This is a genomic window from Kitasatospora sp. NPDC101235, assembly GCF_044767505.1.
Lineage (GTDB): Bacteria > Actinomycetota > Actinomycetes > Streptomycetales > Streptomycetaceae > Kitasatospora.
In genome coordinates, this window is the sequence record NZ_JBIWNZ010000075.1 from 1 (window position 1) to 5,781 (window position 5,781).

Annotated in this window: 6 protein-coding genes and 1 pseudogene; 6 read left to right on the forward strand and 1 reads right to left on the reverse strand. The window is 67.7% G+C overall.

Features of this window, described 5'->3' with window-relative positions; translation table 11 throughout:
- Window positions 1-361: 361 nt before the first annotated feature.
- Window positions 362-577 (reverse strand): hypothetical protein, encoded by a 216-nt coding sequence (locus ACIRRH_RS43665; RefSeq protein ID WP_403079048.1) that lies wholly within the window; start codon window positions 575-577, stop codon window positions 362-364.
- A gap of 118 nt (window positions 578-695) precedes the next feature.
- Here ACIRRH_RS43665 and ACIRRH_RS43670 point away from each other — a divergent pair, with 118 nt between their 5' ends.
- The 6 genes and pseudogenes from ACIRRH_RS43670 to ACIRRH_RS43695 all read left to right on the forward strand — a co-directional run.
- A complete protein-coding gene (locus ACIRRH_RS43670) occupies window positions 696-1,085 on the forward strand; it encodes a hypothetical protein (RefSeq protein ID WP_403079050.1) in 390 nt (129 codons plus the stop codon).
- A gap of 7 nt (window positions 1,086-1,092) precedes the next feature.
- Window positions 1,093-1,860 (forward strand): transposase, encoded by a 768-nt coding sequence (locus tag ACIRRH_RS43675; protein ID WP_403079051.1) that lies wholly within the window; start codon window positions 1,093-1,095, stop codon window positions 1,858-1,860.
- 1,173 nt (window positions 1,861-3,033) lie between these two features.
- Window positions 3,034-4,011 (forward strand): YrhB domain-containing protein, encoded by a 978-nt coding sequence (locus ACIRRH_RS43680; RefSeq protein ID WP_403079054.1) that lies wholly within the window; start codon window positions 3,034-3,036, stop codon window positions 4,009-4,011.
- 97 nt (window positions 4,012-4,108) lie between these two features.
- The gene (locus ACIRRH_RS43685) at window positions 4,109-4,360 is read left to right on the forward strand and encodes a hypothetical protein (RefSeq protein WP_403079056.1); all 252 of its coding nucleotides are present in this window, start codon (window positions 4,109-4,111) and stop codon (window positions 4,358-4,360) included.
- Window positions 4,361-4,571: 211 nt separating this feature from the next.
- Window positions 4,572-4,940, forward strand: coding sequence for a hypothetical protein (locus tag ACIRRH_RS43690; RefSeq protein WP_403079057.1), 369 nt, complete (start codon window positions 4,572-4,574; stop codon window positions 4,938-4,940).
- Between the two features lie 64 nt (window positions 4,941-5,004).
- Window positions 5,005-5,687: pseudogene (locus ACIRRH_RS43695) on the forward strand (IS5 family transposase); the annotation flags it as partial.
- Window positions 5,688-5,781 lie beyond the last annotated feature (94 nt).

The following is a 5,781-nucleotide window of genomic DNA, read 5'->3' on the forward strand; positions in this document are numbered from 1 at the left end:
AGTTGCGCTCGCGTCACACACCACGGTCTACCGGATCAGGACCCGCCGCGAAGGTGAATCACACAGATTGATCACGACCGAATACGTGCCCTAGGACTTGTCCGGCCGATCATGTGACTACTCCGCCGTCGTGTCGTTGATGTGGACATGGGGCGGGGTGATCTGACGGATGCAGAGTGGGCGTCCACGGGGCGACCCGTTTCCGCCCCGCACGCGCCAGAACGGGGCACGGTCCATCCCTCAGAGGATCCGGCCGGTGCGCGGACGCGCGGGGTGCCCCTCAACGGCGATGCCCGTGGCCGGAGTTCGGCCACGGGCATCGGCCCCGGGGGCACCGGGGATCATCGGGTTCGGGGGTTCCTCAGCGCTTTCGGGTCAGCGCGATGGCCAGCAGCGCGCAGGCCGTGAGGGCGACGCCCGCCGCCAGGAGGTAGGGCCAGGCCACGTCCGCGTAGGACAGGAGCCGTTCCGTCCCCGTCAGGACGACGGCGACCACCAGCAGGGACCACCAGGGCAGGGCGGTGCGCCCGGACCGTGACCCCGTGCCGAGGCCCATGAGTTCTCGGATGTTCGCCATCGTCCGTCGCTCCCTACAAACTGGTGAGGCAGCCGTACACGGCCATGCTGAGGTAAGGGCTGTCCCGTAACCGCCGGCCGAGCCGGCGGGTGCGAGGGCTGACGGCAACCAGCGGACCGTGCCCGATATCCAGGCGACTCCGACCTGGCAGGTGTGGCAGCCTCCGGACATGCCAGATCTACGCGAACACGCAGGCGTCCACTACGCCATTCAGTCCCTCTACGCCGGGCCTGACGACGCCTGGACCCTGGAGTTGAGCGAGGCCGTTCCGGCGCCCGCAGAGTGGGCCGATGTCCCCGGTGCACCGACGCATATGCACGGGGCGGCCTTCTTGGCCGCGTTCATCCCCGACGAGGATCCGGATCTGGAGCCGACCGTCCACATCCACAGCTATGACGAGCACGTCATCCCGTACGAGATCATGCGCTGGTTCATGGAGCAGGTGGCCGAGCAGGTGGATCGGTGCCGGGCCGCGCTGGCGCAAGGGGGGCCTGAGGCGGGGGGATGATCTTGCGGTGGCTGGTGTGATCACGGCGTCAGAGCCGTCCTGGATAGCTCCCTTCACCGGGCTGAACCCGCGCGACTTCCGCAAGGTGATCACAATGCTCCCCCGCGAAGGCGTCGACACGGCCCGCCCTGGTCGGCCATGGGGCCTGCCCTTGGAAGATCGGGTTCTGCTGGTCGCGGCCTATTGGCGCACGAACCTGACGCTGCGGCAGCTCGCGCCGTTGTTCGGGGTGTCCAAGTCGGCAGCCGACCGTGTCATCGACCACATCGGCCCACTGCTCGCACTCAAGCCGCGGCGACGTTTCCGCAAGGGCACCGTACTGATCGTCGACGGCACCCTGGTGCCGACCCGCGACCACACGATCGCCGAGCAGTCCAAGAACTACCGGTACTCCACCAATCATCAGGTCGTCATCGACGCCCACACCCGCCTGGTCGTCGCGGTCGGCAGGCCTGTCCCAGGCAACCGGAACGACTGCAAGGCATGGGCCGAATCGGGTGCCAAGGCCGTCGTCGGCAGAACGATCACGATCGCCGACGGCGGCTATCCGGGCACCGGCCTGGTCATCCCGCACCGCCGACCCAGGGGAGGCGAGCTCTCCGAGTGGCAGGCCGAGCACAACCGTGAGCACAAGCAGGTCCGGGCCCGTGTCGAGCACGTCTTCGCACGGATGAAGACCTGGAAGATCCTGCGCGACTGCCGCCTCAAAGGCGACGGTGTCCACCACGCCATGCTCGGCATCGCCCGCCTTCACAACCTCGTCCAGGCCGCGTGAGGCGACAGCCGCCGAGCGACGACCACCACTCGATCGCGTCAAGGATCAGTTACGGGACAGCCCTTAGGGCAGCCCACAATCTGCTCTGGGGAAAGGGAGGTTGCAGCTCCCCGCTCACCATCGGTCAAAATTCTTGGGCACCATGGCGCGCCGGAAGGCCAGACGGGCGGACACCAGGGCGATGTTCTGCAACAACCTGGTCCAGCAGAACCGGATCTGCGCAGGTCAGCGTCGCAACAACGGGCTAGCCGCAATACTTGTTCGGTTTTCTTCCTGCTGTTCACGCCACCCTAGGCTTTTTTGCATGATTGTCCGGTTAGAAATGCAAAATTGGCGGCTGACGTCCGACCCGTCTGCCCTGTTCAAGCCCCATCGGCGTCCAGCCCGTTCCGGTCGGGCCGGGGCGATGTCCTGCCAACGGCTGTCGCAACCCGGTGGGCCACGCCCAGAAGCCGACAGATTGGTTCACGTCCTCCCGGCCGCAGCCCACTACCGGTCCCGGGACCACGGTCGTGCCCCGTTGCAGGGAGCCGGCCCGTCGGCCGACAGGTCGGCGCGGTGTTCGGGGACACCTTCCGAGGCGTCCCCGAACACCGAGACCGCCGCACCGGCCTGCGCCACCCAACTACGTCTGCTCGGCCGCCAGCTCGTCGCCCGGATCAACCGCAAGATGGGCTCCACCGTCGTCCGCGACCTGCGCGTCCTACCGCCCAGCGCGGTGCCCCGCACCACCCCCGTCGCGCCGGTGAGCAACCAGGCCTCCCGCACCGACAGCGAACCGGACGCCCCAGTGAAGACCCGCGCGGACGCCTCCACCGGCTACCACCGAGCCCTCGCCGCCCACCAGACGGCCAAGCCCACCGGTTGGCACCAACCCGGCCATCGTCGCCGCCATCGCTCACCAGACCCAGTACCTCCTCGACCACCGCGAGCCCGAGACTGCCTTCGCCGAGGCCATCGCCGCGAAGGAAGACGCCGACCAGCGCGCAGCCCGCGCCGCGGCCGCCACCAAGTCCTTGCCCAACGCCGTGCCCGCGCCGACAATGCCGCCCGCACAACGATCCCGCTGCACCCGGCCCGCCCGCCGATGGCGCTCAGCGGTGCCGCGTGACCAGAACCCTCCAGACCCGCCAGCTGTGCGATTTTCGTTGGCCGGATCGGTGAGAGGTCGGCATGATCTCCGCTGTGAGGTTGCAACAGGATTCAGCGGTCAGCCTGGTCGAGGCCTGGCTCGCGCGCGAACGCGGCTTGGCGCTCAGCGCACATCAGTGGACACAGAAGGTACTGGTGTCCAGCGCCGAAGAACATCCACTGGGATGGTTGGTCTTCTGCCAGTCAGCCGAGTACATCCGCACCCGCAGCCCGGAGCACCTGCTGGTCGGCTTGGGGCCAATCCTGGTCGACGCAACGGATGGCAGCCTGCACCTGATCCCGGTCACGACGTACGTGACCGGCGAGTGGGAAGACCTCTACCGGCACGACGTGAAGGGCCTGGCACGACCGGACCCGGTTGCCAGCCTGGTCGGCGCGATCCTGGAGGCCCAAGGCACCGTGGCAGCGCTGCGGGAGCTGCGCCGGAACGCACCGGGGATGAGCATCGGGCAAGCTCGGGAATACGTTGCCGCTCTGGCGACGCACCAGACTCCCCGCACCGAACTGGCGGAGCTCACCCGGCCGCCGGAGGTCTGCCCACCTCTGCCCATCACTACCCTGACCCTCGCTCCCGTGCCCGTCCCGGACCTCCGCACAGGCATCGACCTGGCCCGGCACCTGGGCTACTACCGCGAACTGGTGACCGGTGAGGAGCAGGCGCCGAGCATGCTGCCCTTCCTGCACGCTGGCCCCGACAAGGACGACGCCGCTCTCATCTCCTATCTGCGGGCAGGCACTCTCCTGGCAGCAACGACTTCCATAGCCCGATGTCGTCTTACGCCAGAAGGCCCTTCGCTGGGCAGCATGGCACTGCTGACCGACGGCACATGGTTCTGGCCCAGCGATCTCGCACACTACGTCGAGCAGCACCACCTGAGGCTTCCGCCCGACTTCGTCAACCACGCACGCAGCAACAGTTGGGTGCCTCCGCAGGTTAGCCCGCAACGCCTGCGTGATCTTGAACTAGAACTCTCTGGAGCAGAGGCCCCTGATGACTGAGTGCCTTCCTCCCGACGTGGCTGAGGTGCTCGACGCCCTCCTTAACGGTGACAATCCGGTTCACCGGGCGCTCCGCGCCCAAGTGCCCCATCTACGCGTGCGAGGGCGCTGTACGTGCGGGTGCGGCACGACCTACTTCGAGCTCGACACGACCTCGGTCCAGCCGGCACCGTCCGGACCGAGCACGGTGGTGGCCTCCGACGCCCTGATCTACACCGAGAACGGTGACTGCCCCGGCGAAGTCCTAGTCTTCGCTCAGGCCGGCTACCTCTCCTGGCTGGAGGTCTGCTCCTGGAGCGACGAGACCGAGGTCACCCTTGCCCTGGCCCAGCGGACGCTGCGCTGCTGACGGCAGACCTGCCTGCAGTCAAAATTCGGTGAGCCGGGACATCTGACTCCCAGGACCCGAGACTTTGGATATCTGAACAGAAGAACTTGACAGACATCCCATGAGCTGAAGAGTCAAACGGCGAGTGTGTCAGCCCGGTGGGATCAGGCAGTCCCCCTTCTCCTGCCGGCAGCCCGTCGCTCAGCCCGAACCGATGCCCTAGTCTCGGTAGATGACGCTCTACTTCGACCCGGTGGCCATCCTCGGCAACGGCCGCGATGCCTTTCGGGGCCGTTGGGAGGACCGACTGTGGCTCAACGTCCCCGGGCCCTTCTACGGCGGGGAGACCGACACCTGCTGGACGGGGCGGCTTTCGGCACCTTCCCACGTTCTCTACGGAGGCGAGTACCTCAGCGAGTACGTCTATCGCCAGCCCAGAACGCCTGCGGACACCGCGCTGCTGGTCGAGGCGGCAGACAACGACCCGTTTCTCGGGTACGGCTGTGATGGCGACTCGCGATGGACACCGGAAACAGTCCGGGAGTGGTGGCGTAATCGCAGCCAGGTCGTTCAGTACCTGTCCAACCAGCGGAGTAACTGATCGTTTCAGAATGAGTTGAGCTGCGGGTCTTGCGCTCAACGATCTTGGTCGGCAGGGTGTCCGGGTGCGTGCTGATCTTGTTCCTGACGACCTGTGGGAGCGGGTGGCCCCGCTGCTGCCGCCCGCTCCCGAACGGCGCCCCCGGCATCCCGGGCGGCTGCGTGTTCCCGACCGGGCGGCGCTCGCCGGAGTTCTGTTCGTGCTACGGACCGGCGTTGCCTGGCGCGACGTCCCGGTGGAGACCGTGGGCTGCTCCGGCGTGACGGCCTGGCGCCGGCTGCGGGACTGGACCGAGGCCGGCGTCTGGCCACGCCTCCATGCCGCCCTGCTGGCCGAACTCCGCCGCGCGGAATCGTTGGACCTGGACGACTGCGCCGTGGACGGCTCGCATGTCCGGGCCCTCAAAGGGGGGATCACGTCGGCCCCTCGCCCGTCGACCGCGCCCGCCCCGGCTCCAAGCACCACCTGATCGTCGACCGGCACGGAACCCCGCTCGCCGTCACCCTCACTGGAGGCAACCGGCACGACGTCACCCAGCTCCTGCCGCTGCTCGACAGTGTCCCGCCGATCCGGGGACTGCGCGGACGTCCCCGCCGCAAGCCCCGGCGCCTGTATGCCGACCGGGGTTACGACTTCGACAAATACCGTCGCCTGCTGTGGAAGCGGGGCATCAAGCCTTTGATCGCGCGGCGCGGCGTCGCCCACGGTTCCGGACTGGGCAAGGTGCGGTGGGTCGTCGAGCGCGCCTTGTGCGCCACGAGGCGCTCTGTTTGTATCCCCGGTTCAGCCGGGAGGAACTCGGAGGGAGGTTCCTGGGCCGAATGACTCACCTGGATCCGAA